The organism is Bradyrhizobium sp. S3.7.6, assembly GCF_054061875.1.
The window spans coordinates 3,578,273-3,602,663 of the sequence record NZ_JBSSEQ010000001.1 but is presented as its reverse complement, the minus strand read 5'-3'; the positions used below and the strand labels follow the sequence as shown (position 1 = coordinate 3,602,663).

Sequence of the window (24,391 nt, the reverse complement as noted above, 5' to 3'; positions counted from 1 at the left end):
TGCGGCACAGAGCCGGGACCCAGGCTGTTGCACGGGTGCTCTCGCAAACCTAGCCGCGCTACGCGAAGGGGGCCTGCCCGGTCGATGCGTCGACGCCGCCGTCGACTGGAAGGTTCACCCCATTCACGAAGCTGGCGTCGTCGCTTGCGAGAAATGCGATGACGCTCGCGACTTCCTCGGACCGGGCTCCGCGTCCCAGGGGGATACGTTCCACCAGCTTCACGAACAATTCCGGATATTGCTCCATGATCGGCCTCGTCAGGTCGGTGAGGGTCAATGATGGGCACACCGCATTGATGCGCACGCCTCTCGGCCAAATTCGAGCGCCAGGCTGTGTGTGAGATTGCCGACGGCACCCTTCGTGGCGTTGTAGAAGCTCACGCCCCGGTCACCGCCAAGCCCGCTGAGAGACGACACGTTGACGATCGAGCCGCTGCTTTCGATCAGGTGCGGAAGCGCCGCACGCGTCATGTAGAGGACACCGTCGACATTGACCGCGAAGACGTCTCGCCACAGCTGGATCGGCGAGCCCAGGAAACCGACCAGTTGACGAGGATGTCGATCCTGCCGAAGCGCTGCACCACGTTGGCGACCAGACTCTCGACGTCTTCGGCGATCGATCGGATCATGCAGCGATCGGTGCCTAGCTCTGCACCGACTTCGGCCAATTTGAACTCGCGCCGTCCGTTGAGCACGACAATGGCGCCTTCGCCGTGAAAGCGCCTTGCGGCTGCGGCGCCGCTGCCGCTGCCGCTGCCCGTAACGATGACGACTTTGTCCTTGAACCGATCATTCATGCCAATAACTCCATCCGAACCCGCAAGGTCCGGACAAGAGCTAGGACACCGGAAAGACGGCTTGGTTTCAGCCGAACCGGATTCGGTTACGATTGAAATCTGTCTCGCGAAGCGTTCCGCGAATCGATGTGAGGCCGCTCACCCGCAGTTCCAGACCGCGCCGATCGGGGTCCGCGTCCAGCACGGCCCGAAGCTGCCGCCATTGTAGCGGCCGCCGCCGAAGCCGGGCCGGCCGAAATAGCGCCATTCGCCGTCCCAGCCGTAATATTGGGGAACCGGGTCGATATACCAATGGCGGCGATCGCTCCGCGACATGCGGCGCATCGCCTCCTTCTGCTTGTAGAGCGGAATGCTGTTGCTCAGCGGCTGGCGATAGCCCTGGCAGGAAGCCGTAGCCATGCCAAGCCTGCTTAGGACGCTTTTGAACGGGCTCAGCGGGCGCGACGGCCGGCAGCAGAGACAGGATGACAGCAACGGATAGACACATAAGGCGAGACATGAACCGACCATAGACAGTCGGGAGCTGACAGGCCACTCAAATTCGAGTGCGAGACTTTTCGCCGCTTCGATTCACCGTGCTCTCCCGATAAGCTTGAAAAAGCAGCATGAGAGCTGCGCGGACAACCGCTTATTCCGGAGCGAGCGAATGCCTCAAACCCCGCCCGTCGGCGCCTTCGCCATCATTCCGAGCAACGATCTTGCCGCTGCTATACCGTTCTGGGAGCGTCTTGGCTTCACGCGCGCGGGCGGTGACGCCGGCTACGTGATCATGAGGGGTTGGGGCTGCGAGGTGCATCTCACGCAAGCCGGCGATGGCCCGTGGCGCGTGCCCGAACACAATCCCTTCGGCGTCTTCATTCGCACGCCCGACGTCGAGGCCATTGCCGCACGCGTGGACGATCTGATCATCCGGCCGGGCGGCGTGTTGCGCCACCGCGAATGGAGGATGTATGAGGTCGGCATCAACGGACCTGACGGCCTTCTCGTCCGGATCGGCTGGCCTTCCGATCTGATGACCTCCCCCGGCTGACGATGCCCCTCCCGAGTGGGGTGATGGCAGACGATCGCGTAACGATTGATCCGACCCATCGGGGCTTTGTTGCTGTACTGTCTGCTTCGCTATTCGTGGTGCATTGTCGCGAGGAGCATGCATGTCCACGGCGATCTCGACGCTCGGCGGGGTAGGTCTCTTCCTGCTCGGCATGACCGTGATGACGGAGGGCCTGAAGACGCTGGCCGGCTCCGCGCTGCGCGGGGTGCTCGGCAAGGCGGCATCGACGCCGCTGCTTGGCTCATTTTGGGGAGCCATCGTCACGCTGCTGGTGCAGTCCTCCAGCGCGACGACGATGACGACGATCGGTCTTGTCAGCGCCGGCCTGCTGACGTTCCAGCAAGGGTTGAGCCTGGTCTTCGGCGCGAATATCGGCACCACGGGGACCGGCTGGCTGGTCGCGCTGATCGGCGTCCGTGTCTCGCTAACGGCCGCGGCGTTGCCGATGATCTTCGTCGGCGCGTTGACCAAGCTTCTCGGCCGAGGGCGAGTTTCCGGCGCCGGTGCCGCGCTCGCGGGATTTGGACTCGTGCTGTTCGGGCTGACGACCCTACAGCAGGGCATGGGCGGGCTGGCGGAACGTTTGCACCCGGCGGACCTGCCCGCGGTCCTCGGCAGTCCCGGGACGTCATGGTGGTCGGGCCTGCTCGGCGTGCTGGCGCTGGTGGTGATCGGATTGGTCATGACCGCGCTGATGCAATCGTCGACGGCCGCCATCGCAGTGACCTTGTCCGGCTATTTCGCAGGCGCAATCGGGTTGGACCAGGCCTGCGCGTTGATCATCGGCCAGAACATCGGAACGGCGACGAGTTCCGCGCTCGCCGCGATCGGCGCGAGCGCCACCGCGAAGCGGTTGGCCATCGCCTACGTTCTTTTCAAGCTGATCGCCGCGCTCATCGCGCTGGTAGCTTTTCCCGTCGTAACGCCCTTGCTGCTGCGCGCCTCGGACACGATCGACGGCGTCACGCTGCTGGCCGGGTACCACACAGCCTTCAACGTCGTCGGCGTCGCGGTCCTGCTCCCGCTGATCAACCCGTTTACGCGGCTGGTCGAACGGATCCTGCCCGAGCGCGGCTCGCCGCTGACGCGATGTCTCGATCCTTCGGCGCTTGAGACCCCGATCGTGGCCGTCGAGGCGGTACGGCGCACGATCGCGCGCGTGCTCCTGACGGTGTGCGGTTCGGTCGAGGCGAAACTGGCGGCCCGCGCTGCACCGATACGGCTGGGAAAGGACACCGTCTCCGTGCAGGAAGCGGCCGATGCCGTGAGCCAGGCGCAAATATTCCTGTCGGATGTGGCCGGGCCACCCGACACCGACGACGAGCAACGGCGTCTCACGAGCACGCTGCACGCACTCGACCACGCATCTCGACTGACGGACCTCGCAAGTGGAGGAAACAATTTCGGCTCGGTGGCAGGCGGGCCGGAGGACATCCGCGCCGGAGAGCTATGTGCCGAGGTCATGCGGAGCGCCGCCGCGATTGCGCGCGGCGTCGCGGCGCCGCCCCGCGGATCGACGCACTTCGCGCCCGCCTCGCATGCCGGCGACATCTTGGCTGGTCCCCGCGCCGACCCGCCCGACGAGGCCATCGCCGAGTTCGAGCGTTGTACGACACAACTCCGTGAAATGCTGCGCATCCACCGCAGCGCGACGCTTGGTGCGGTGGCCAATGGAACACTGACCGCAGACTCTGCCCTCCTTCGCGTCGAGGCGGTTCGCAACCTCGAGGCGTTGTCGCAGCACGCCTGGCGTTCGGCGATCCATCTCATCGGTCGCGGCTAGCGCGTTTTCAAGCGAACAAGTGGATACCGGTTCGCGTCAAGAAAACGCGTCAAACAAGAATCTGGAGCCCCGTTCCGATCCCATCGGAAGGGGCTCTAGATCACGCCCTTGCGGATCAGGAAGCAGCCATAGCCCCTGCTGTCGCCGACCTGCACGACACCGAACCCCGCCGACGCCGCGCGATAGAATTCCGAGCGCGAGAGCTTGCCGGGGCTGACGGCGCCGCCGGCCGCGCGTTCGATCTCCGCCAGCACCGCGCGCTGCACGTCGGGGACGCAATCGGGATCGTCGACCGGCGCCATCACGCGCACCGGATCGGGATCGAAATCGTAGAGCGGGTCTTTCGCGGGCCGAACCGGCGCGGCCGGTCATCGGCCGTTCACCATAGCAGGTTCCAAGCGTGATTCAGATCACGCAGCTCATCATGGTGATTGCGATCAGGGACCACGGGCTCGAACGCGGCCAAGCTTCCTCGCAACCAATCTCGCATCGAGATGAGTGCCAAAGGAGCACGCCATGTTCCGCCTAAAGCCTTTCCTGATGACGGCTAGCCTCGTGGGAAGCCTGTTCGGCTTTGCCTGCGGCCCTGTTTCCGCGCAGGTCGCCCCGGTCCAGCCTGCCCCGACCGCGCTGCAAGGCCCGGAACAGCGCGTGGCGCTGGTGATCGGCAATTCCAACTACAAGAACGCGCCGCAGCTCCAAAACCCCGACAATGACGCAGAGTCGATGGCGCAGTTCCTGAACTCCGCCGGCTTCGAGGTGGTTGCCGCGACCGACCTGACCCAGAACGACATGCTCCGCGTCGTCCAGGACTTTTCCGCCAAGGTTTCCGCGCGGGGTCCGAACACTGTCGCCATGGTCTACTACGCCGGTCACGGCGTGCAGCTCGCCGGCGAGAACTATCTCGTCCCCGTCGATGCGAAAGTTTCGAACCCCACCGAGCTCGTGAGCAACTCGGTGCGCCTCGTCGACGTGATGTCGACGCTGGAGACGATCCCGAGCCGCATGCGCATCGTCATCCTCGATGCCTGCCGCAACAATCCGTTTCCCTGATGTCAACGACGCCGGCCGCGGCCTCGCCATCGTCGATGCGCCGAACGGCTCGATCGTGGGCTACTCGACCGCGCCGGGTGCGGAAGCACAGGACGGCACCAACGGCCACAGCCCCTACACCCAGGCCTTCCTCAACGTCGCGCGCGAACCCAACGTGCCGATCGAGCAGCTGTTCAAGCGCGTGCGTCTGGAAGTGAACCAGACCACCAGCGGCGCGCAGATCCCGTGGGAAAGCTCGTCGCTGACCTCGGACTTCACCTTCTTCGGCGACACCGCTCTTGCCGCCACCCGCGCCCCGGTGAATGCGCCTGTCGTGCAGATGGCCTCCAACCTGCCGAGCCGTTCGACGCGCCAGGCCTATGACTACGTCGTGTCCGAGGGACGGCCGGAGTACTATCAGGAGTTCATCCAGATGTACCCGCATGACCCGCTATGCGACCACATCCGCTGGCTGCTCTCGAACCTGCTGATCACGCAGGCCTGGCACAAGGCGGTGCTCGCGAACTCCCCGCTCGGCTACAAGAGCTTCTACGACAGCTACGGCAACAGCCCCTATGCGCAATCCGCGCTGAAGCTCCAGACCCAGCCGAAGCTGATCCCCCTGATGCAGGCGACCAAGTTCCTGGCGCCGCAGAACATTGCTCCGACGTTCAAGGTCGGCAATCTCGGCCAGCCCAAATACATGCCGCTGATGCAGCAGGGCAATGGCGGTGGGCAGATGAATGGCAATCTGCCGGTCGTGCAGAAGCCGATCGACAGCAACGTCATCGGCAAGCTCGGCAATGGCGGCCAGATCGTCAACCCGCCGGCCGGCAACAATCAGCCGAACCAGCCGAACGGCACGCCGTCGCAGACCCCGGGCAAGATCGTCACCCTGCCCGCGACCAACACAACGCAGAACGGCCGCAGCAACAATACCGGCACTGCCAACGGCACGACCAACGGCACTCCTGGCAAGATCGTGAGTATGCCGGTGAATGTCGGCAAGGGCGGCTCGACTGTCGACACGAAGCCGGTCGTTCAGACGCAGAACAACCCGATCCGCGCCAACAACGGCGTGAAGCTCAACAACAATCCGGTGAACAAAGTGCAGGTCCAGAACAACCAGCAGAACAACCGCCCGCAGTTCAACAGAACGAACCGCATGGTCAACAATGGCGGCAACAACTTCCGCCAGTCGATGAACCAGGCGCCGAGCACGAATAATGGCGGCAACAATCGCCGCGGCGGCTTCATGCACTGATCGCCACAAGCGAAACGAAGAAGGGGCAGAGCGGCAACGCCCTGCCCCTTCGTCGTGTCAAAATCTCAGAAGATCAGGCCACCAGCTCGGCAAACAGATCCGCATCGACATTGCCGCCGGAGAGCACGATGACGACGTTCTTCCCGGCGACGTCGAGACGTCCCGCCAGCAACGCGGCAAGGCCCACCGCACCTCCCGGCTCGACCACGAGCTTCAGCTCGCGATAGGCAAACGCCACCGCCGCGCCGACTTCCTTGTCAGATGCAGTCACGCCGCGCGCCAAGAGCTTGCTGTTGATCGCAAAGGTCATCTCGCCGGGGATCAGGGCCATCAGCGCATCGCAGATGGTGCGGCCCGCAGGCCCATGCGGCTCGCGGTGGCCGGCGGTCAGCGAAATGCCGTGATCGTCGAACGCCTCGGGCTCGGCCACCACGATCTCGGCGAGCGGATAGCGCGCCTTGACGGCCGTGGCGACGCCCGCGATCAGGCCGCCGCCGGAGGCCGGCGCCACCACGATGTCGGGACTGAGGGCGAGCGCAGCCATGTCCTCGGCGATCTCACGACCTGCGGTGCCCTGCCCCGCGATCACGAACGGATCGTCATAGGGCCTGACCAATGTCGCGCCGCGCTTCTCGGCGATGCCGCGCGAGATCGCCTCGCGGTCGTCGCGGTCGCGATCATACAGCACGACCTCGGCGCCATAGGATTTGGTGCGCTCGCGCTTCGACAGCGGCGCATCCGCGGGCATCACGATGGTCGCATGCATGTCGAGGATCTTTGCAGCCGCCGCGACGCCCTGGGCGTGGTTGCCGGACGAGAACGCGACGACGCCGCCGGCGCGCTTGTCCTGCGGGATCGAGGCGACCTTGTTGAAGGCGCCGCGGAACTTGAAGGAGCCGGTGCGCTGGAGCATCTCCGGCTTCAGGAAGACCTTTGCGCCGACGCGCTCGTTGAGCACGGGAAAGGACAACAGCGGGGTGCGGATGGCGAAGGGCGCGATCACGCGTGCTGCTGCTTCGATATCGGCAGGGCCGATTGGGAGGAGATGTTCGGTCATGCCTGATGTTATCGCGCCGGACGAGGCGCGGGGCAAGACACCTGCGCGCGATGAACCTTGGTTTTCAGGCTACGAAACTAACCGGCTCCGCCCCATTCCTGCCAGGAAGCACCGCGCCAACCGCCTTGATGCTGTCCACAAACGCCCTCGCCGAGGCCTCCCAGGTGTAATTGGCGGCGAATTCGACGCAGTCCTGCCGGGACACGTCGAGCGCCGCGAAGCAGGCGTTGCGCAGATCATGATCGAGGGCGCCGACCGGTGCATCGCCGATCACGTCGCGAGGGCCCTTCACCGGGAAGGCCGCGACCGGCAGGCCGCTGGCGAGCGCTTCCAGCAGGACCAGGCCGAACGTGTCGGTCTTGCTGGGGAACACGAACACGTCGGCCGCAGCATAGATTGCCGCCAGCGCCTCGCCGTGCTTCTCGCCCAGGAAGATCGCATCCGGATAGGCTTCTTCCAGCGCGACCCGCGCCGGGCCGTCGCCGACGATCACCTTAGTGCCGGGCAGATCGAGATCGAGAAACGCCTCGAGATTCTTCTCCACCGCGATCCGGCCGACCGAGAGAAACACTGGCGCCGGCAGGCAGAGGTCGATCCCACGGGGGTGGAACAGGCTGGTGTCGACGCCGCGCGGCCACAGCACGACGTTGTCGAAGTCACGTTCACCAAGCTCGCGGGCGAGCGCAGGCGTCGCCGCCATCACGGCGCGGCTGGGCGCGTGAAATCGGCGCAGCGCCCGCCAGATCAGGGATTCCGGAACCGGCACGCGGGCGCGGACATATTCGGGAAAGCGGGTGTGGAAGCTGGACGTGAACGGCAGCTTGCGCTGGCGGCAGTAGCGGCGGACCATCAGGCCGATCGGCCCCTCCGTCGCGATGTGGATGCTGTCGGGGCGCGCCTCCTCGATCAGCTTCGCGATTCGCGCCGGCCGCGGCATGGCGAGCCGCACGTCGCGGTAGCTCGGCATTGCGAAGGTGCGGAACGATTGCGGCGTCAGGAACGTGAACTCGACGCCGAACCCCTTGGCTGCGTCTGCGAGCTTGGTCAGCGTCCGAACCACACCGTTGACTTGCGGGTGCCAGGCGTCGGTCGCGACCAGGATGCGCATCAAGCGGCCCTTGCTGCGACCTGCGGGACCTGTGCCGGCTTCCGCGCCTGATCCGCCCAGGTGATGATCTCGAAATGACCGTCGTCATGCTCGACCAGCGCCGTGCAGCTCTCAACCCAGTCGCCGCAGTTCATGTAGCGGATGCCGGCCTCGTCGCGGATCACGGCATAGTGGATGTGGCCGCAGATCACGCCGTCGGCGTCGTGACGCCGCGCTTCGGCGGCGAGCGCCTGCTCGAACGCGCCGATATAGTTGACGGCGTTCTTGACCTTCTGCTTGGCCCATTGCGACAGCGACCAATAGGGCACCTTGAACATGCGCCGGAAGAAGTTGACGAAGCGATTCATCTGGATCGCGAAGTCGTAGGCCTTGTCGCCGAGATGGGCGAGCCAGCGCGCGTTCTGCACCACGAGATCGAAGATGTCGCCGTGGATGACGAGATAGCGCTTGCCGTCCACGCCGGTGTGGACGGTGTTCTCGACCACGTCGATGCCTCCGAAATGCGTGCCGTAATAGTTGCGCAGGAACTCGTCGTGATTGCCGGGAATGTAGATGACCTTGGCGCCCTTGCGCGCCTTGCGCAGCAGCTTCTGGACCAGGTCGTTATGCGACTGCGGCCAGTGCCAGCTCGATTTCAGCGCCCAGCCGTCGACGATATCGCCGACGAGATAGATCGTATCGGCATCGTGGTAGCGAAGGAAGTCGAGCAGAAGGTCGGCTTGAGAACCGCGGGCTCCGAGATGAACGTCGGAGATGAACAACGTGCGAAAGCGCCTTTCAGGGCCCTCGTCACTCACATCGTAACTTCCCATGCGACAGCCTGTAACAATATCCCGTGACAGGGGGATGACCAATGAACCTTTGAGGCACCCTCGGATACGAATCAAACCTCGCCTCGCCCGCCCCGCGAATATCAGTCGCATGCGACAATCAGGCGACATGACGCCGCAACGGCCTCCGCAAGACCCCGGAACCGATGGCTGAACAAGTTAACGGCGGCGGTCCCGCGCGCCGCTGGCGGTGCGCTCGCGGCCCGGATCAGTAAAATTTGTGGAAATGATGGATCGGCCCGTGGCCGTGGCCGACGCTGAAGCGGTCGGCGGCCGCGATCGCTGCGCTGATCCAGGCCTTGGCGTTCCGCACGGCCCGCGCGAGATCCTCGCCCCTGGCAAGCCCCGCCGCGACGGCCGAGGACAGCGAGCACCCCGTGCCGTGGGTGTTGCGGGTGGCGACGCGCGGCGCCACAAGCGCGATCGTGTTCTCGGCCTCGACGAGATAGTCGATGCTTTCGGCGCCCTCGCCGTGCCCGCCCTTGATCAGGACCGCGCGGCAGCCCAGCGCCAGCAGCCGGCGCCCCTGGCTCTCGATCTCGGCCTCGCGTGTCGCGACGGGCTCGTCGAGCAGAGCCGCGGCCTCGGGCAGGTTGGGCGTGATCACCGACGCCAGCGGCATCAGCTTCCTGCGCAGGGCTTCCACGGCCTCCGCGGCGAGCAGGCGATCGCCCGAGGTTGCGACCATCACGGGATCGAGCACGATATGCCCCGGCTTCCAGCGCGACAGCGCCGCTGCGATCGCATCGATGCTGGCGGCCTGCGCCACCATGCCGATCTTCACCGCGCCGACCTCGAGATCGGAAAACACGGCATCGATCTGCGCGGTGACGAATTCGGCGGGCACCGCGTGGATGCCGGTGACGCCGCGCGTATTCTGCGCCGTCAGCGCCGTGATCGCGGAGGCGCCATAGACGCCGAGCGCGGCAAAGGTCTTCAGGTCGGCCTGGATGCCGGCGCCGCCGCTCGAATCGGAGCCGGCGATGGTGAGCGCCACGGGCGTCGTCATGGGGCGATTTTCCGCGTTTTTGAGACCATCACCCGTCCTAGCGCGCACCCCGGTGGCCCGCAAGTTCGCTTGCTAAATCCGGCCGGTTTTGGCCTATTAGAGCGTTTTCGAGCGAAGTGGATACCGGTTCGCGTGAAGAAAACGCGTCAAAACTAGAATCTAGAGCCCCGTTCCGATTTCATCGGAGCGGAAATGGCTCTAGCCGCCAGATATGCTTCGGAGTGACTGCAATGGTTCCTTTTTTCGTCCAGATCAAATGCAAGCTCGGCCAGTCCTACACGGTCGCCAACGCGCTTGCCGAAGCCGAGATCGCCTCCGAGATCTACTCCACGGCCGGCCATTACGATTTGCTGGTGAAGTTCTACGTCGACAAGGACACCGACATCGGCCACTTCATCAACGAGAAGGTGCAGGTGCTGCCGGGCATCCAGGACACCCTCACCATCATCACCTTCAAGGCGTTTGGCGCGAGCTAGGGTGTGCACTCACAGAGGGCCGGATGGGAAGTCCGCTTCCGAGACAGCGCAGCGGACCAATTGTGCTCAAAGTGAGTTCTTCGGATTTTGACCATCGCATGCATCATCCAGCGCTCGCCCCCTCTCGCGCTGGCAAGGCCCAACTCGCTTCATCGATGACGGCCGCGTCGACATCGCGCCAATGTCCGTTCAAAAAACGGATAGTCTCCAAGTGGTTGGAGCCTTTGCTTCGTAGCCCACGCGCTTAGGTCCGCGGAGGAACAATTCGGCGGCCCGATCGCGTGCACTTATGCCGCGCGCAAAGTGTGAAACATTTCATTGAACATACAACCCTGGAATGCTCTTTTCGCACGGATCGTGAGCGCCGGGGGCCGGCAATGCCCAAAGGACCGCTTGTTTCGATAGCTGTTGCTGTCTGGGCGCTTTGCACAGGCGGCTTAGCCTGGGCAGTTCGCCCAGCACCGATAGACCCCGCTGCCATCCTCCGTAACCAAGTCGACAAGATTGGTCCGGGTTCAGTTGTATTTACTCCTCCGACGGAAATGACGGTCGGCTATCACGAGCCAATAACCGTCCAGCCGCTCCAACGTCATGGCGAGGCTCAAACTGAACAGATCGAGGTTGGCAGCTTCATGCGGGCTCGCCTGTTCGGTGAAGGATTCACGACAACAACGAGTAGCGATGACGCGCAAGCCGAGTGGCATTATGCTGAGCTTCCAGCGAAGTCGGGCGACCAGACCGGTGCACCGCGCGACAAGATGTATCTCTTCGTTTCGCGAGTTCTGGGCAGCACGGAGGAGGTCTGGCAGGCAATCTTCGCATCCGATCGCCTAACTTATCGGCCACCCCGTCTCGTCCTGTACACAAGCGCCACCTACGCAGCCTGCGGATTAGCCGAGAAAATCATGGGACCATTCTATTGTCCTGATGATCAGAAGGTCTACCTCGACCTTTCGTTCTTCCAAGAGATGCAGACTGAACTTCATGCCTGCGATTCGAGCGGCGCCGACTGTCAACTTCCTCAGGCCTATGTGATAGCCCACGAAATCGGACATCACGTTCAGAACTTGCTGGGAATTATGCCAAAAGTGCGCCAGCTCCAAGAGAGCATGGAAACGGAGGCGGAGAGAAACCGGTTACAAGTTCTTCTCGAGTTGCAGGCCGATTGTCTCGCCGGCATTTGGGCGCGTAAAATTAAAGAGAAAGCGAAGATCAACGCGAGCGACATAGCAGCGGCAATTCGAACGACAGAAGCACTGGGCAATGACACCCTGCAGAAAAGTGCCTTGGGGTACGTAGTGCCTGACTCGTTCACTCATGGCAGCGCCGCGCAGCGCCATCATTGGTTCGATGTCGGTTACGCAACTGGATTGGTGAAGAGCTGCAATACCTTTGCTGGAGCGCGGCAATGAGGCCCGACCTTCCCAACTCTCAACAGCCGAAGTCCGACGACGACTGCATACTACCGAGCGGGGCCGCTCGGGAGCCCCCACTGGACGAAGAGAAACTCCGCGACGAACGCCCGCTCGGTCTCTTGCATTTTCATTTTGAGGGGAGTGCCGTGCCCCAGCATTGGTTAAAATACTTGGCTGTTTGGTCAATTGCTTTCGCAACGGGCTTCGGGAGCAGCTACGCGCAACCGATCGTCGCCGAGCGAGACGTCCTTCAGATTTGCGAAGCGTTTTCGCGGAAGGCCCCAGAGCGAATGCCGGAAATTGTTCAGCCGGAAGCTGCCAAAAATTTCGTTGGGAGATACGCTCGCTTTTCGGACCGGCTACGAGGCTGCCTATCGGCATCGGAGCGCGAGCGCGAACCAAATAGCGTGACTTTTTTGATTCAGAACACACAGTACGAGAGTTACTGGAAGTTCCTCACTGATCCCAACTCAATTCAACGGATTTCTATCGAGAGGTTTAGGCCCATCACGCTGGCAGATGATGAGCCATGGCGCGCGCCTTTTGATGTGATAGTAGCCCCGATCAAGCCGACGATTAAACCCGGCGGCACTAAAATAGACCCGGATATCCAAGGCGGTGCAATTCAGAAAGGGAATCAAAGTACAGCGAGTGGGGCTAACGATACGGACAAATCCTTAGAAAACGCAGCGCAAGACTCCAAAATCGACACACGTATCGTTGAGTTTTTCTATGCAACGAACCGCAAACAGTCGGACACTCCCCCCGATGTCGAAGGCCATCCCCAGCCCGCATTCACAAGCGATGGACCTCCTGTCTACAGCTTAAACGGCTGGACTGCTGTCAGCGGCTACACAGGCGAGCGCAACCCTGATCTGAGTGTCGGGATCGTTCGCGTCCGGGTGCCTGAAGGACACCACATCGGAAACATAGAATTGCCCTCGAGCCTTAAGCTCTTCGGATTTAAGTTGAGAAGAGACACACTTGACCCAACGAAGCATTTTACTATTCGCAGCATCGAGAAAACAGACGAAGCGAAATGGATAAAAACGCTAGCGTCAACGAAGAAGAGAAAGGCTCTCGTGTTTGTCCATGGCTTCAATACCAAATTCCGCGACGCCGTCTTCCGGGCAGCGCAGATAACTTGGGATCTTCAGTTCAGAGGCACCACAATCTTATTCTCATGGCCGTCTCGCGGGGATATCGCGGACTATCTCTATGACAAAGAAAGCGCGTTGGCTTCGCGCACGGCCTTTCTTCGCGTGATCGACGATCTTTACAAAGCCGGATATGACAACATCGATGTGATAGCTCACAGTATGGGGAACTTGATCGCAGTTGAGGCCCTATCAAATAGCGCCGCGACACGATCACCCACGGCTATCGCGCAGTTGATTATGGTCGCCCCCGATGTGGACCGAGACATGTTTGTTCAAGACATCTCCGGCGTTGCAAAGGTCACTAAGGGGCTTACACTTTACGCATCCAAGAACGACAAGGCCTTGCAGCTATCGAAGCGTATTGCCGGAGGTATCCCGCGCGCAGGAGATGTACCTGATGCCGGGCCAGTTGTTTTGCCTGGACTTTGGACGATTGATGTCAGTCTAATTGGAGATGAACTGTTCGGACTAAATCATAACACGTTCGCCACAACACGAAATGTGCTTAACGATCTTGCGATACTACTTATGGAAGGCAAGCCTCCACCACGGCTAGTTGAAATCCGGGGCTTCCCTGAGCCTCCCCAAAAAGCCGCATACTTCCGCTACATACCCTAGACTAGCTGCCTTCCTTGCGTTTCGGCCGCGGCGGCCCGTCCACCGGCGGCAGCGATTTGATGTAATCCGCCATCGCCGCGAGATCCTCGTCCGGCAATTGCGAGGTGTTCTTGATCACGCGCGTCATCGCGCTGCCGACACTGTCGCCGTCGGGCAATTCGCCGGTCTTGAGGAAATAGGCAATATCCTTCGCGCTCCACTCGCCGAGACGCTTCTGTGTGATGTTGGGCACCCAGCCCTCGCCTTCCGGATTGGGGCCGCCGGCAAAGCGTTCTCCGGAGATAATGCCGCCAAGCGCATTGCGCGGGCTGTGGCATTCGGCGCAATGGCCGAAACTGTTGACGAGATAGGCGCCGCGATTCCATTGCGGCGACTTCGTGCCGTCGGCGACGAAGGGCTTTCCGTCCATAAACAAGAATTTCCAGATCCCGATGTTACGCCGGATGTCGAACGGAAAGCGCACGTCGTGGTCACGCACCTTGCCTGCAACGGGCGGCAACGTTTTCAGATAGGCGAAGAGGTCGAGCACGTCCTCGCGCCTGGCGTGCTGATAGGACGTGTAGGGAAAGGCCGGGAAATAATGCTGTCCGTCCGGCGAGACCCCATGCATGACCGCGTTGACGAAATCGGCGTCGGTCCATTTGCCGATGCCGTAGGTCGGATCGGAGGAGATGTTCGGCGCGTAGAACGTTCCGAACGGCGACTTGATCGCGACGCCGCCGCCGAGCCTGGTGCGATCGGGCTGGTCGGGGACGGCATGGCAGGATGTGCATCCGCCGGCGTTGAACATCACCTCGCCATTGGCGAGATTGGGGACATGGGTAGGCGCTGCGGCGGCACCGGCCGCCACCACCGGCGCGCTGAGCCACCAATAGACGTCCACAGCAGCGACCGCGGCAAGCAGCGCCACGACAATTGTTCGTTGCAACATGCAGATCCATTCATTGCTTGCCGCGAACTTATGACCGATGTCCACGCGGCTCCAGCCACGAAGAATTTAGCCCGCCCCGGCCGGATACGGGAATAAACTGAAACGGCCAATGTTGGAAGGTTGGCAGGCCAACGAGGTCTCAGGGAGAATGTCATGAACAAGACCGTCATCGCCATGGTCGCGCTGGGCGCCGCAGCTTTTGCAGCCCCCGCCGGCGCCGAAAAGCTGAAAGCAACGCTCGACGGCAAATCCGAGGTGCCAGCAACCACCACCAGCGGCACCGGAACCGCCGATCTGGACTATGATGCCGCCAGCAAGAAGCTGTCCTGGAAGGTCACCTATTCCGGTCTGTCCGGCCCGGCAACAGCCGCCCACTTCCACGGGCCGGCCGAGGCCGGCAAGAACGCCGGCGTCGCGGTCGCGATCCCGAATGCGACCTCCAGCCCGGTCGAGGGCTCGGCGACGCTGACCGATGCGCAGGCCGCTGACCTGCTCGCCGGCAAGCTCTACGTCAACATCCACACCGCGGCCAATCCGGGCGGCGAGATCCGCGGCCAGGTGACGAAGTAACCTCAAGGCTGCTTCGTACGCGAAGGCCGGGCGCCGGAGGGAGCGTCCGGCCTTTTCGATTCCGCACGCCGCGAGGCGGCCGCGCACGCTCATTCCGGCATGCCGGCAACCCGGAGCGCTTGCGTCAGCTTTTCGACATCTTCCCGTCGGCGGTATCGCCGTGCGTAGGCATCGATACGCTTATTGGGACATAGTTGCATCGCACGGTCGCAAATCCGCCGGGCTTCCCCAACCCGGTCTGACGCCGCATGGCATGCCGCCAGAATGAATTGCGCAGGCGGAAAGATCGGTATCAGCCTGATGGCGGCTGCCGCGCAAGCCAAGGCGTCATCATGACGGTCAGCAAGAAAATGAGCGTAAGCCAAGCCCGTCTGGGCATTGGCGCCCCCATGCGGATGAAGCGGGTTCAAACGCAATGCGGTGTTGAACTGCTCGATTGCGGCGTCACCACGACCAAGCCAGAGTTGGCTCCAACCGTTCCAATGTCGTGCGATGACGAGGTTTGGGTCCAGCTTTATCGCGCGCACGAGAAGAGCATCGCCTTCCTCGACCTCGCTTGCCACCTGGGAGAGCGCGTGTCCGGCCATCGCAAGCACCGACGGATCGTTCGGGTCAAGCTCGACCGCCCGCCTCGCCAGCCGCGCGGCTTCACTGTGTTCATGGGCTTCATCAGTGATCCAGTCGAAAACATTCCTCAGGACATAGCAACGGGCGCCGAGCGCGTATGCACGCGCGAATTCGGGATCGATCTCGCGGGCAGTTTTTGCGAGCTCGATAGCCTCGATGCTTGCTTCCTCGGTGAATTTGAAGAAGGAGGCAAATGCCCGAAGATAATAGTCGTAAGCCTGAAGGTTGTCGGTCGGCTGGCGTTGGGCGCGCTCGATTTCGGCGCGCTCCAGTCGCGGGGAGATTGCGCCGATGACGCTGCTCGTCAGCCGATCCTGCAGGTCGAAAAGATCTTCGATCTCACTGTCAAACCGGTCCGTCCAGAGATTCAGGCCGGTCGTCGCGTCGATCAACTGACCGGCAATTCGGACTCGATTGCCGGCCTTGCGCACACTGCCTTCGAGCACGTAGCGAACGCCCAACTCCTGACCGATCTGTTTGACGTCGATCGCCCTGCCCTTGTAGGCCAGAGTCGAATGTCGCGCGATGACGAAGAGAGACTTCGAACGCGACAGTCCCGAAATGATGTCCTCGACCATACCGTCGGCAAAATAGTCCTGCTCCGGATCCGGGCACAGGTTGGCGAATGGAAGGACCGCGATCGAGGGTTTGTCGGGGAGCGAGAGCGCAGGTTTCGGCGTCTCGGCTCCGCCGTCGGCGGCCGCTGCGCCCTCGGCGGCAAGCGTTTCCCGGACCTGACCCACGAAGCGGAAGCCCCTGCGTGGCAGTGTTCTTATCAGCCGCTGCTCTTCGCCAGAATCCCCGATCGCGCATCGCGCACTGTTGAGGCGGGTCGTCAGCGCGGCATCGGACACGCAGCGCCCCTGCCAAATGGCATCGATGAGTTCATCCTTGCCTACGACGCGCTCCCTGTTGCGGATCAGGTAATCGAGGAGATCGAACACCAGTGGCGTAACTGAGATCCGATCCGCTCCGCGATGCAGCTCTCGCCGACCGGCGTCGAATGCATACTCCTCAAAGAGATAGCGCACGGTGCGAATCCCTTGGGTGAGCCCTCCGGGGCGACCGGGGTGGGCTTTTTGGCCCGCTGGACGTCGCAAGAATAAGCTGCCGGTAGGAAAAATGTAAGCTGTCGGTCAAGCACGCGCGTCGGTCTTCGGGCACCTTCTCGGGGTGAAAAACACCCTCCGAAGGCACTGCAATGACCCTGATCCAAGGTACAATGTGGCCGGAACGGGCGTCCATATCGTCCCGGCATGTCCGCGGCCTGATCTGGAAGTACTGGGATGTCTTTCAGGCACGTCGCGATCGCCAGAGAGTGCGCGGCACGTTGTCCGGCTTGAGTGACCGGGAGTTGATGGACATCGGCACGACGCGCGGCGAGATCGACTACGTTGCCTCCAGCCGCGATATCGACCCGCGAGACATCGTGAGCCATTCGCGCGGAGCGTAAGTCCGGAGCCATTCGGGCTGCCAGGGGACACCAGCCTGACCAACGGCTTGGCACCTTGGCTCGCGCGAGCGGCGGCATGGCCGACCTCATTGCGTTGCTTGGGGACGCTTCGGCAATGTCGGGGCTACGCCCTCAAGCCGCGTTCAGCGCCTGTGTGAGGTCCGCGATCAGGTCCGACGGGTTTTCGATGCCGATCGACAGCCGGATCGTGGAATCAAGCACACCGATTTTGCGGCGGATGTCGGCGGGAACGCCGGAATGGGTCATGGTTGCAGGCAGGCTCGCAAGCGACTCCGTTCCGCCAAGACTCACCGCCAGCTTGAGGATTTGCAGCGCGTTGAGGAATTTCACCGCCGCGTCCTTGCCGCCGACGATGTCGAACGAGAAGGTGGAGCCCGCCCCCAGGCACTGCCGCGCGAACACCATTCCGGCCGGCGAAGCCTTCTCGAGATGGCCGAGATAGTGGACCTTGGCCACCTTGGGGTGATCGCGCAAATAGTCCGCCACGAGGCGCGCGTTGCTGTCGGCCTTTTCCATGCGCAGGCTCAGCGTCTCGAGCGAGCGGTTGATCATCCAGCAGGAATGCGGATCGAGCTGGGTGCCGATGGCGCCACGGAGCGCCTTGATGCCCTTCACGATCGCCTTCGCGCCGAGCGCGGCACCCGCGATCAGGTCCGAATGACCGCCGACATATTTCGTGAGCGAGTACAGGGAAATGTCCGCACCATGCTCGATCGGCCGCTGAAACACCGGTCCGAGCAGCGTATTGTCGCAGGCGATGATTGGAATGTGTCCCTGGGTCTTTCCGATGGCTTCGGCGACGCGGCGCATCATCGCGACGTCGACCAGCCCGTTGGTCGGGTTGGCCGGAGTTTCGATCAGAATCATCGAGACCCGGCCCTTGCGCATGGCCTCCTCCGAGGCCTGGCTGACCGCCGCTTCATCAACGCCATCGGCGAAGCCGACGGCGCCGATCGACAGGCGCGCAAGCGTGTTCGTCAGCAGGGTTTCCGTCCCGCCATAGAGCGGCTGCGAGTGCAGGATGACATCGCCGGGGCGGACGATTGCCAGGATCGTGGTTGCGATGGCCGCCATGCCTGATGAGAACAGCGCGCAGCTCTCGGTGCGCTCGTAGATCGCGAGCCTGTCCTCGACGATTTCGCTGTTGGGGTGGTTGAAGCGCGAATAGACCAGCCCCGCGCCCATCCCTTCCGGCGGCTCGCGCCGGCCGGCGACGAAATCGAAGAAGTCCTGCCCGTCGTCGGCCGTCTTGAACACGAAGGTGGAGGTCAGGAATACCGGCGGCTTGATGGCACCTTCCGACAATTGCGGATCATAGCCATAGGTCAGCATCAGCGTTTCAGGATGCAGCATATGGTTGCCGATGTGCGTCTTCGACGGGAACGGTTTGACCATGGCCTGCCTCGCTGTTTTGATTCAGATTCTCGCCGCGAATTGGAACTCTGCGATCGAAGCACACGACTCGGATGCGCCTGCATCCGACAGCTCTCGTCAACGTCGCAGCGGCTGCGGTTGAAGATAAGCTCATACGTGGCGCCCCGACAGCGATCAGCCAGGCCTCGCAAACAAATTTTGCCCTTGGTGTGGTTCGACGAATCGATGCCTCGGTAACCGAGGCACCTCAACGCAATGGTCCAAGCCTCCCCCGCTGCTGCCCTACCTTTGACGGGCCGCCCGCAAACATCCCCGATTCCGTCCATCCATTTTCGTGTTGCCGCCACAAACAGCACTCACGAAGGCGTGACCGCGTATGGGGAGAAAAAAGTGCGCGCAAGGAGACCATGGAAAGTCGTGGGGGCCAAAGATCACCACTCAAGTGTCGAGCAACTTCAGCTCGATCTGGCGGCGATCAACCGGTGCATACACGTGCTGGAAAAGGCGGACGTCGATCCTCAGGACATTGAGGTACTGACCGTTCATGCGCTGACGCTCGCCGAACAGATCGATGAGGTGCGCTGGTTGAACCCAGCGAAGGCTTTGGGGTGGTTACTCGAAAAAGAGGCTCGCAAGCCTGCCGCTCGAAAAGCTTCGGGAGCCGGCTGAGCAATTGCGCTCGCCTTCGATCCGCCCAGATGCGCGTCCGACCGAAAACGCGTACGAGTCAACCGAGGCGCCTGCCCACAACGCAAAAAGGGCGGATGCCGTGCGCATCCGCCCTCACTTTTTGCCGGCTCCGCGTCAGCTGTTCTTCACACGAAAGGTCTCGTGGCAGCCGCCGCATTCCTTGCCGACCGCGGGAAAAGTCGCCTTGAGCGAATCGAGGTCCTTGATCTTGCCCTTGGCCTCGCCGACGACCTTGGCGAAGCTTGCGATCTTGGCGTCGAAGCCGGCCTTGTCCTCCCAGATCTTCGGCGAGGCGCTGTAGTCGCCCTCGGGCTTCTGGCCCTTTGCGCTCGCCGGGAACAGGTTCGGCAGCTTCTTGGCCGTATCCGCGAACTGCGCCAGCGCGCTATCCACCGTGGCCTGGTCGTAAGGCTTCTCGCCCTTGACGATCGCCGCAACCGCGCCGGCGTTCTTGCCGTTGCCCTTCATGAGGGTCTGGACCTCCTTGACGGACTCCTGCTGCGCCCAAACCGCGCCCATGCCGAGCAGCAGCGCGCCGCCAACAACCAACACTCGCTTCATTCGCAAAATCCCTTTCCCTGAGACAGGATCGTGCTGACCCCACATTGGGCCAACACCGTTTGGCAGAGTTCATTCCATCCAAAGCGCGGCGATAGATCGTCGCACTATGGATTATTTGGTCGAGCTCGAGATTAAAGGCTGTGACGGCGGTGGTGCTCGTTGACGGCGATCCACACCCGCTCCGGGGTGGCCGGCATGTCGATGTGGTCGATCTTGTATTCGCGCCAGAGCCCGTCGACGATGGCGTTGACGACGGCCGGACAGGAGCCGATCGCGCCGGCCTCGCCCGCCCCCTTCACGCCCAGCGGATTGGTCGTGCAGGGAACGTTGCTGGTCTCGAATACGAAGTCCGGACCATCAGCCGCGCGCGGCAGCGCGTAGTCCATGAAGGTCGCGGTGATCAGTTGCCCGTCAGTGGCGCCGTAGACCACCTGCTCCATCAGCGCCTGGCCGATGCCCTGCATGGCGCCGCCATGCACCTGGCCCGCCAAAAGCAGCGGATTGAGCGTCTTGCCGAAATCGTCGACGATCACGTAGTTGACGATCTTGATGATGCCGGTCGCCGGATCGATCTCGACTTCCGCCAGATGCGTGCCGTTCGGATAGGTGCCGTCGGCGCTGGCAAAGGTCGCGCTGCCGTTGAGCTTCGATGGATCGGCGCTCCCGCGCTTGGCGAGATCGGCGAACGACATTGAACGGTCGGTGCCGGCAATCCGCACCACGCCATCGGAGAGCTCGAGGTCGCCGGCGCTGGCTTCCAGCGCCTGCGCCGCGATCTCCTTCAGCTTCTGCCCAAGCTCGCGCGTGGCGCGCTCGACGCTGACGCCGCCTGACGGGATCGAGGCCGAGCCACCGGTGCCGAGCCCCGTGGCGATCTCGTCGGTGTCGCCCTGGCGCACGTGCACGCGCTCCGGGGGCAGGCCGAACTGCTCGGCGACGATCTGCGCATAAGCCGTCTGGTGGCCCTGCCCGCTCGACTGCGTGCCGATCAGAACGGTGACGTCGCCGTTGGGATCGAGCCGCACATTGGCGGTCTCCTCGCCCATCACGCCGCAGATCTCGACATAGCTCGCAAGGCCGATGCCGCGGATCAGGCCATTCTTCTTGGCCGCCTTGGCGCGCTTGGGAAATTCCTTCCACTCGCCGATCTCCATCGCGCGCTTGAGATGCGCGGCGAAGTCGCCGGAATCGTAGACCTTGCCTGTTGCGGTCTTGTACGGCAGCGCCTTCGGCTGAATGAAATTCTTGCGGCGGATGGCGTCCGGCGTCATGTCGAGTTTTCGCGCGCACGCGTCCACGAGGCGTTCGATGACGTAAGCGGCCTCGGGACGGCCCGCGCCGCGATAGGCATCGACCGGCACGCTATTGGTGAAGATGGTGCGCACCCGGCAGTGGAAGGCCTGGATGTCGTAGAGGCCCGGCAGCATGCCGGCGCCGCCATGCGGAATGTAGGGGCCGAAGGTCGACAGATACGCGCCCATGTCGCCCATCAGGTCGCAATCCATCGCGAGGAATTTTCCGTCCTCGGCCAGCGCCATCTTGGCGGTGGTGACGTTGTCGCGGCCCTGCGCGTCGCCCATGAAGTGCTCGGTGCGGTCGGCCGCCCATTTCACCGCCTTCTTGAGCTGCCGCGCGGCGACCGCCATCAAGGCGTATTCGCGGTACGGAAACAGCTTGGTGCCGAACCCGCCGCCGACGTCGGGACAGATCACCCGCATCTTCTCGGTCGGGATGTTGAGCACGTTCTGGCAGAGGATGTCGCGCAGGCGATGGCTGCCCTGGCTGCCGACCGTCAGCGTCAGATGATCGCGCTTGGCGTCGTATTCGCAAACCGCCGCGCGCGCCTCCATGAAGCTCGCGACCACGCGCGGATTGACGATGGAGATCTCGGCCACCGCATGCGCCTTGGCAAAGGCAGCCTCGGTCGCGGCCTTGTCGCCGATCGAGACGTCGAACAGCACGTTGCCGGCCTTGTCCGGCCAGACCTGCGGGGCGCCCTTCTTGACGGCGTTGACGACGCCGGTCACCGCCGGCAGCGGGCTCCATTTGACCTCGATCGCCTCGATCGCGTCGCGGGCCTGGTCGATGGTCTCGGCGACCACGAAGGCGATGGAATCGCCGACATGGCGCACCTCGTCCTTGGCGAGGATCGGGTAAGGCGGGCCGGTGAAGGGATCGGTCTCGAGATTGAACAGGCAGGGCAGATTGCCGAGATCCTTGACATCATCGGCGGTCAGGATCAGCGCAACGCCCGGCAGCGTGCGAGCCCGGCTCGCATCGATGGTGTATTTGGCATGCGCGTGCGGCGAGCGCAGCATCAGGCAGCGAAGCGCGGCCTGCGGCGCATAATCGTCGGTATAGCGGCCCTTGCCGCGGATGAGCGCGTCATCCTCCTTGCGCAGCACGCTTTGGCCAACGCCGAACTTGATGGGAGCCGCCATTTTCTTATCCCGTCCTCATGGTTGTTTTGCGGGCATATTGCCGTGGAAAAAGTGGCAAGGCAAACGGCTTTAGGCGGGCATAGGCCGCGCAGGCTCGCCCGGTGCCTCGCCTGTCAGAGCGGGATGCGACGAAAACGCCGCAGCCCGGTCATTTCCCTGTGAGGAACGGTTCGGTTGATGGCACGATAGTTGCCGAACTCGTCCCGCGGTGCACTCCTAAGAAGTAGTCGCGCTGACTGCCGCTTGTTCGCAAAGCGCATCTCCGCTTCCGACGGTTGATCACCTATATCACGCCCCGCCTCCAAAGATCCGTGGCCCGATCTCTCAGCGTATCGATAGCGCGTTCAGGCGAGATGTAGTCGATCTCACCGCGCGTCAAGCCGATGTCCGTCAGCTCCCTGTCACTCAGGTCCTGCAATGCGACCTGCGGGCGCGGCCGCCGCTCCTGAAACGCACGCCAGTATCGCTTGATCAGTCTCAAGACGATGGAGAGGTCGAGCCGAAGCCTCGCGGCATCGCACTCAATCTCGGATGAGATGTCCGTCTGTTGGGGTGGCATCGGATGCTCCTGCTGTTGTGCCGGCAGGGAGCGTGGCCAAACAAAAGGCCCCGTCCGATGCCGGCGGGGCCTGGTGGAAAAGATGTCGTCGTCGAATTCCTAGCGCGCGACTCCTTCCACGGCCCAGCCGAAGCGGGTCATGTGGTTGCGGTTGAAATGGCGCGACGATTTGATCATGCGGCGCCAATACCACGGCAATCGTGCAAAATCAAGGGATGTGCGGAGGTCGGTTGCACCTTGGAGGCGAGTCCCTCGCTCCGACGAATTCGCTCATTCGACGCGACGGTTCATGCCCCCTACGCGAGGGGCATTCCAAAGCGGACGTTTACGACCGCTCTGAGAGGGCGGCCATTGCCCCCTGGGACATTCTCAACAGCCGGCCGACTTGGACGAGCCGACCGGCTGCGCGCATCAACGGACGTGCGTCGCTCAGGGACGAACGCGGATAATCGTATTTCCCTTACGTCGCTCGGTCGAATTTAAGGCGGCGACGGCATCGTCGAGGGTCGAGACGTTGCCGATGTTGGTCCGCAGTCGTCCGTCCCGCACCCGCTGGACGATCTCACTCAGTTGGGCACGATCAGCCTCGACGACGAAGTCGATCGCCAGCCCGTTGGAAGGCTGCGCCTCCGCCGGCCCGACGATGGACACCAGTGTTCCCCCGGCTCGAATGAGTGCTGTGGACCGCTTCTGGATGTCACCACCGATGACATCGAACACCAGATCGACTTCGCCGATGTCCTCCAGTGCGTCGTTGTCGAGGTCGACGAACTCCTTCGCGCCGAGGTCGAGCACTGTCTGACGATCGGCGGCACGTCCGGAGCCGATGACGTAAGCTCCGGCCGCTCGTGCGAGTTGCGTCACCATAGACCCGACTGCGCCTGCAGCCCCGTGTGCCAGCACGCTCTGCCCCGCCTGTAGGCGACCGTGCTGGAACAGCCCTTGCCACGCGGTGAGGCCCGAGATCGGCAGGCTCGCGCCCACGGTAAAGTCGACGTCGCCCGGCAGCGGCGCAAGGTTGCGCGCCTCGATTGCCACGTACTCGGCCAGCGTGCCGTCGCGATACCAGTCCGCGAGGCCGAACACCCGTTGTCCCACCGACAGCCCCGTCGTTCCATATCCAAGGGCAGAGACCACTCCGGCCAGCTCGTGCCCAGGGATCGACGGCGTTCGGTCGCGATCAAGGCGATCGACCCAGCTCGAGGGCCACGCAAGCTCAGTCGGGATAAATCTCGACGCATGAACCTGGACGACGACATCGTTTATCGCTGCCTGCGGCTCGGGCCGGCGCACCAGCTTCATACCGGCCGTTCCCGCGGCTTGCTCCGTTACAACGATCGCCTTCATGATATTTTCTCCTTGGTCATTTGTCTCTTCGGTGGAAACGTGAGGGAGCGCGCACGCGCCGGCTTTCCACAAAATGCCAGGCAGTGTGGAACTCCTGTCTCCGTGTCGGCGATAGAGTTGTCTGCACCGATCGGAACTCCCGCCAAGCCCGATGGATCGGGCTCGCTCCGATCCATCGTCGTAGCGAGTAGATGCGTTGCGCCTGGCTATAAAAAAG

20 protein-coding genes and 3 pseudogenes are annotated in these 24,391 nt (G+C 62.8%); 9 read left to right on the top strand and 14 right to left on the bottom strand.

Going from position 1 to position 24,391, the window contains the following annotated elements:
- Positions 1 to 58: 58 nt before the first annotated feature.
- Together ACVJ5M_RS16950 and ACVJ5M_RS16945 are read right to left on the bottom strand one after the other, a co-directional pair.
- Positions 59 to 797, bottom strand: a pseudogene (locus ACVJ5M_RS16950) (SDR family NAD(P)-dependent oxidoreductase).
- A 138-nt stretch (positions 798 to 935) separates the two neighbouring features.
- Positions 936 to 1,296, bottom strand: a pseudogene (locus tag ACVJ5M_RS16945) (hypothetical protein).
- 147 nt (positions 1,297 to 1,443) lie between these two features.
- Between ACVJ5M_RS16945 and ACVJ5M_RS16940 the strand changes: the two are divergent.
- Together ACVJ5M_RS16940 and ACVJ5M_RS16935 are read left to right on the top strand one after the other, a co-directional pair.
- A complete protein-coding gene (locus ACVJ5M_RS16940; protein WP_354099799.1) occupies positions 1,444 to 1,827 on the top strand; it encodes a VOC family protein in 384 nt (127 codons plus the stop codon).
- A gap of 121 nt (positions 1,828 to 1,948) precedes the next feature.
- Complete coding sequence (locus ACVJ5M_RS16935) at positions 1,949 to 3,631, top strand: Na/Pi cotransporter family protein (RefSeq protein WP_063982224.1); 1,683 nt, start codon at positions 1,949 to 1,951, stop codon at positions 3,629 to 3,631.
- Between the two features lie 95 nt (positions 3,632 to 3,726).
- Here ACVJ5M_RS16935 and ACVJ5M_RS16930 read toward each other — a convergent pair whose 3' ends face one another.
- Complete coding sequence (locus ACVJ5M_RS16930; RefSeq protein WP_371497739.1) at positions 3,727 to 3,942, bottom strand: RbsD/FucU domain-containing protein; 216 nt, start codon at positions 3,940 to 3,942, stop codon at positions 3,727 to 3,729.
- A 205-nt stretch (positions 3,943 to 4,147) separates the two neighbouring features.
- Here ACVJ5M_RS16930 and ACVJ5M_RS16925 point away from each other — a divergent pair.
- Positions 4,148 to 5,927: pseudogene (locus tag ACVJ5M_RS16925) on the top strand (caspase family protein).
- 73 nt (positions 5,928 to 6,000) lie between these two features.
- Here ACVJ5M_RS16925 and ACVJ5M_RS16920 read toward each other — a convergent pair.
- From ACVJ5M_RS16920 to thiD, 4 genes are all read right to left on the bottom strand, one after another.
- Positions 6,001 to 6,984 carry a threonine/serine dehydratase gene (locus ACVJ5M_RS16920; RefSeq protein ID WP_063982222.1) on the bottom strand — a complete coding sequence of 328 codons (984 nt, stop codon included), beginning with the start codon at positions 6,982 to 6,984 and terminating at the stop codon, positions 6,001 to 6,003.
- Between the two features lie 64 nt (positions 6,985 to 7,048).
- Complete coding sequence (locus ACVJ5M_RS16915) at positions 7,049 to 8,092, bottom strand: glycosyltransferase family 4 protein (RefSeq protein WP_135214542.1); 1,044 nt, start codon at positions 8,090 to 8,092, stop codon at positions 7,049 to 7,051.
- Positions 8,092 to 8,904 (bottom strand): UDP-2,3-diacylglucosamine diphosphatase, encoded by an 813-nt coding sequence (locus ACVJ5M_RS16910; RefSeq protein WP_063982220.1) that lies wholly within the window; start codon positions 8,902 to 8,904, stop codon positions 8,092 to 8,094. The genes ACVJ5M_RS16915 and ACVJ5M_RS16910 overlap by 1 nt, the downstream gene beginning before the upstream one ends.
- Positions 8,905 to 9,130: 226 nt before the next feature.
- On the bottom strand, positions 9,131 to 9,931 hold the full coding sequence (gene thiD / locus ACVJ5M_RS16905) for a bifunctional hydroxymethylpyrimidine kinase/phosphomethylpyrimidine kinase (RefSeq protein ID WP_354095709.1): 801 nt from the start codon (positions 9,929 to 9,931) through the stop codon (positions 9,131 to 9,133).
- A 230-nt stretch (positions 9,932 to 10,161) separates the two neighbouring features.
- On the opposite strand from thiD, the gene ACVJ5M_RS16900 reads away from it, so the two are divergent.
- The 3 genes from ACVJ5M_RS16900 to ACVJ5M_RS16890 all read left to right on the top strand — a co-directional run bounded on the left by ACVJ5M_RS16900 (position 10,162) and on the right by ACVJ5M_RS16890 (position 13,600).
- Positions 10,162 to 10,407, top strand: coding sequence for an Lrp/AsnC ligand binding domain-containing protein (locus ACVJ5M_RS16900; protein WP_014493934.1), 246 nt, complete (start codon positions 10,162 to 10,164; stop codon positions 10,405 to 10,407).
- A 377-nt stretch (positions 10,408 to 10,784) separates the two neighbouring features.
- Positions 10,785 to 11,819: a KPN_02809 family neutral zinc metallopeptidase gene (ypfJ, locus tag ACVJ5M_RS16895; RefSeq protein ID WP_354095708.1), complete on the top strand. Its 1,035-nt coding sequence runs from the start codon at positions 10,785 to 10,787 to the stop codon at positions 11,817 to 11,819.
- A gap of 149 nt (positions 11,820 to 11,968) precedes the next feature.
- Positions 11,969 to 13,600, top strand: coding sequence for an alpha/beta hydrolase (locus tag ACVJ5M_RS16890; RefSeq protein WP_187388005.1), 1,632 nt, complete (start codon positions 11,969 to 11,971; stop codon positions 13,598 to 13,600).
- Between the two features lies 1 nt (position 13,601).
- On the opposite strand, the gene ACVJ5M_RS16885 is transcribed toward ACVJ5M_RS16890, so the two are convergent.
- Complete coding sequence (locus ACVJ5M_RS16885) at positions 13,602 to 14,531, bottom strand: c-type cytochrome (RefSeq protein ID WP_354099801.1); 930 nt, start codon at positions 14,529 to 14,531, stop codon at positions 13,602 to 13,604.
- Between the two features lie 153 nt (positions 14,532 to 14,684).
- Here ACVJ5M_RS16885 and ACVJ5M_RS16880 point away from each other — a divergent pair, with 153 nt between their 5' ends.
- The gene (locus ACVJ5M_RS16880) at positions 14,685 to 15,101 is read left to right on the top strand and encodes a CHRD domain-containing protein (RefSeq protein ID WP_014493929.1); all 417 of its coding nucleotides are present in this window, start codon (positions 14,685 to 14,687) and stop codon (positions 15,099 to 15,101) included.
- 89 nt (positions 15,102 to 15,190) lie between these two features.
- Here the strand turns inward: ACVJ5M_RS16880 and ACVJ5M_RS16875 are convergent, their stop codons facing one another.
- Positions 15,191 to 16,759 carry a winged helix-turn-helix domain-containing tetratricopeptide repeat protein gene (locus ACVJ5M_RS16875; RefSeq protein WP_354095707.1) on the bottom strand — a complete coding sequence of 523 codons (1,569 nt, stop codon included), beginning with the start codon at positions 16,757 to 16,759 and terminating at the stop codon, positions 15,191 to 15,193.
- Positions 16,760 to 16,929: 170 nt separating this feature from the next.
- On the opposite strand from ACVJ5M_RS16875, the gene ACVJ5M_RS16870 reads away from it, so the two are divergent.
- Positions 16,930 to 17,181, top strand: coding sequence for a DUF1127 domain-containing protein (locus ACVJ5M_RS16870; RefSeq protein ID WP_063982216.1), 252 nt, complete (start codon positions 16,930 to 16,932; stop codon positions 17,179 to 17,181).
- A 132-nt stretch (positions 17,182 to 17,313) separates the two neighbouring features.
- On the opposite strand, the gene ACVJ5M_RS16865 is transcribed toward ACVJ5M_RS16870, so the two are convergent.
- A complete protein-coding gene (locus tag ACVJ5M_RS16865) occupies positions 17,314 to 18,597 on the bottom strand; it encodes a cystathionine gamma-synthase family protein (protein ID WP_354095706.1) in 1,284 nt (427 codons plus the stop codon).
- 234 nt (positions 18,598 to 18,831) lie between these two features.
- Here ACVJ5M_RS16865 and ACVJ5M_RS16860 point away from each other — a divergent pair, with 234 nt between their 5' ends.
- A complete protein-coding gene (locus ACVJ5M_RS16860; protein WP_456679362.1) occupies positions 18,832 to 19,245 on the top strand; it encodes a hypothetical protein in 414 nt (137 codons plus the stop codon).
- Between the two features lie 135 nt (positions 19,246 to 19,380).
- On the opposite strand, the gene ACVJ5M_RS16855 is transcribed toward ACVJ5M_RS16860, so the two are convergent.
- The 4 genes from ACVJ5M_RS16855 to ACVJ5M_RS16840 form a co-directional block, all read right to left on the bottom strand.
- Positions 19,381 to 19,827, bottom strand: a complete 447-nt coding sequence (locus tag ACVJ5M_RS16855) for a c-type cytochrome (protein ID WP_354095704.1) — start codon at positions 19,825 to 19,827, stop codon at positions 19,381 to 19,383.
- A gap of 131 nt (positions 19,828 to 19,958) precedes the next feature.
- Complete coding sequence (locus ACVJ5M_RS16850; RefSeq protein WP_354095703.1) at positions 19,959 to 22,268, bottom strand: xanthine dehydrogenase family protein molybdopterin-binding subunit; 2,310 nt, start codon at positions 22,266 to 22,268, stop codon at positions 19,959 to 19,961.
- Positions 22,269 to 22,551: 283 nt separating this feature from the next.
- Complete coding sequence (locus ACVJ5M_RS16845) at positions 22,552 to 22,827, bottom strand: DUF1127 domain-containing protein (RefSeq protein ID WP_354099802.1); 276 nt, start codon at positions 22,825 to 22,827, stop codon at positions 22,552 to 22,554.
- Between the two features lie 429 nt (positions 22,828 to 23,256).
- Positions 23,257 to 24,174, bottom strand: a complete 918-nt coding sequence (locus ACVJ5M_RS16840; protein WP_354099803.1) for an NADP-dependent oxidoreductase — start codon at positions 24,172 to 24,174, stop codon at positions 23,257 to 23,259.
- Between the last annotated feature and the right edge of the window lie 217 nt (positions 24,175 to 24,391).

Bases quoted from the DNA above. Each gene is read 5' to 3' on its own strand.
- ACVJ5M_RS16940 (WP_354099799.1), top strand. From the start codon at position 1,444: ATGCCTCAAACCCCGCCCGTCGGCGCCTTCGCCATCATTCCGAGCAAC.
- ACVJ5M_RS16935 (WP_063982224.1), top strand. From the start codon at position 1,949: ATGTCCACGGCGATCTCGACGCTCGGCGGGGTAGGTCTCTTCCTGCTC.
- ACVJ5M_RS16920 (WP_063982222.1), bottom strand. From the start codon at position 6,984: ATGACCGAACATCTCCTCCCAATCGGCCCTGCCGATATCGAAGCAGCA.
- ACVJ5M_RS16915 (WP_135214542.1), bottom strand. From the start codon at position 8,092: ATGCGCATCCTGGTCGCGACCGACGCCTGGCACCCGCAAGTCAACGGT.
- ACVJ5M_RS16910 (WP_063982220.1), bottom strand. From the start codon at position 8,904: ATGGGAAGTTACGATGTGAGTGACGAGGGCCCTGAAAGGCGCTTTCGC.
- thiD (WP_354095709.1), bottom strand. From the start codon at position 9,931: ATGACGACGCCCGTGGCGCTCACCATCGCCGGCTCCGATTCGAGCGGC.
- ACVJ5M_RS16900 (WP_014493934.1), top strand. From the start codon at position 10,162: ATGGTTCCTTTTTTCGTCCAGATCAAATGCAAGCTCGGCCAGTCCTAC.
- ypfJ (WP_354095708.1), top strand. From the start codon at position 10,785: ATGCCCAAAGGACCGCTTGTTTCGATAGCTGTTGCTGTCTGGGCGCTT.
- ACVJ5M_RS16885 (WP_354099801.1), bottom strand. From the start codon at position 14,531: ATGTTGCAACGAACAATTGTCGTGGCGCTGCTTGCCGCGGTCGCTGCT.
- ACVJ5M_RS16880 (WP_014493929.1), top strand. From the start codon at position 14,685: ATGAACAAGACCGTCATCGCCATGGTCGCGCTGGGCGCCGCAGCTTTT.
- ACVJ5M_RS16870 (WP_063982216.1), top strand. From the start codon at position 16,930: ATGACCCTGATCCAAGGTACAATGTGGCCGGAACGGGCGTCCATATCG.
- ACVJ5M_RS16865 (WP_354095706.1), bottom strand. From the start codon at position 18,597: ATGGTCAAACCGTTCCCGTCGAAGACGCACATCGGCAACCATATGCTG.
- ACVJ5M_RS16860 (WP_456679362.1), top strand. From the start codon at position 18,832: ATGGTCCAAGCCTCCCCCGCTGCTGCCCTACCTTTGACGGGCCGCCCG.
- ACVJ5M_RS16855 (WP_354095704.1), bottom strand. From the start codon at position 19,827: ATGAAGCGAGTGTTGGTTGTTGGCGGCGCGCTGCTGCTCGGCATGGGC.
- ACVJ5M_RS16850 (WP_354095703.1), bottom strand. From the start codon at position 22,268: ATGGCGGCTCCCATCAAGTTCGGCGTTGGCCAAAGCGTGCTGCGCAAG.
- ACVJ5M_RS16845 (WP_354099802.1), bottom strand. From the start codon at position 22,827: ATGCCACCCCAACAGACGGACATCTCATCCGAGATTGAGTGCGATGCC.
- ACVJ5M_RS16840 (WP_354099803.1), bottom strand. From the start codon at position 24,174: ATGAAGGCGATCGTTGTAACGGAGCAAGCCGCGGGAACGGCCGGTATG.